The 1,128-nt window shown below is 34.5% G+C and carries 1 protein-coding gene and 1 pseudogene; both read right to left on the bottom strand.

Annotated elements, in window-relative coordinates:
• Window positions 1-451: ABC transporter permease (locus AB1L08_RS22400; RefSeq protein WP_413066779.1), on the bottom strand; the 451-nt coding region annotated here is incomplete at its 3' end.
• Window positions 451-1,032 (bottom strand): annotated as a pseudogene (locus AB1L08_RS22395) (ATP-binding cassette domain-containing protein); the annotation flags it as partial. The gene AB1L08_RS22400 and the pseudogene AB1L08_RS22395, both read right to left, overlap by 1 nt.
• Window positions 1,033-1,128: the final 96 nt, after the last annotated feature.

The raw sequence follows: 1,128 nt of genomic DNA, 5'->3' as shown, positions 1-1,128 counted from the left end.
TCATTGTCACCGCCCTCTGAAAGCGTGCTTTCTTTTTGTGGGTATATACGAAAAAAGGGAACATCGCAAAAAGCTTCATTAAGAAAAGACTTGACAATATTACACCAGAAATAATCCAAAAATATCTGACCCAATAGAACTTCACCCTTGAAATGGGCATTGAAAATATAAGATTAAAAGCATTGGCTTGATGTTCCACATTTGCAAGATAGGAAGTCAATACCGTGACAAATAAATGGATCATCACGAAATTACTATAATAGGTTACCATCCACATGGAACCCCATATACTGTAACTTTTCCCTTGATAAACATCCTGCTGAATGTTTTGAAAATTGAGTATCAATAAAAGGGTAACTCCTGCAAGAAGGATGAAAGGAAACAATATGACAATTCCCCAAAACATCGAACGTTGTACTTTTATTAAATCGGAATAAAAAATTGGACCCATTATAAATGATGCTCCTTTCCGGTAAGACCAAGGAAAATATCTTCCAAAGATTTCTTAACACCTTCCAAACGTGATACAAAAAAACCATTTTCGACTAGTACCTTATTTGCCTCACCAGCTATTTGCGAACTTGATTCCCTTATATATAAAATATCTTGATCTGTATAAAAGGAAGCTTTTATTCCCGATTGTTCTAAACACTTAATTGCTTGGAGAGGATTATCGACTTTAATTCTTATCTTTGTTTCACTTTCCTTACGTAGTGCATTAATTGAATCTTGAAATAAAATATTTCCTTTGTGGATGATACCTACTTGTGTAGCTATTAGCTCAATTTCGCTTAAGAGGTGACTGGATAACAAAATGGTCATTTCATATTTTTTTGGCATCTCTTTAATGAATTCACGAATTTCTTGAATTCCAGCGGGGTCAAGTCCATTGGTCGGCTCATCTAAAATTAAAAGTTGCGGATCATTCAAAAGTGCTGTAGCAATCCCTAATCGTTGCTTCATACCTAAAGAATAATTCTTTACCTTTTTATCTTTAACATTGCTTAATCCCACAAGCCGTAATACTTCATCAACACGTTTTTTATTATTTACTCAACTTTCGCACCAACAAAATAAGTGCTAATTGTTGGCTGTACTGGATCTAGAGGCGATCAATTATGTTGCTTG

The sequence above is a fragment of the Siminovitchia jepli genome (genome assembly GCF_047228825.1).
GTDB lineage: Bacteria > Bacillota > Bacilli > Bacillales > Bacillaceae_C > Siminovitchia.
The sequence above is the reverse complement of the archived record's forward strand: the minus strand, read 5'-3'. Positions and strand labels throughout refer to the sequence as shown.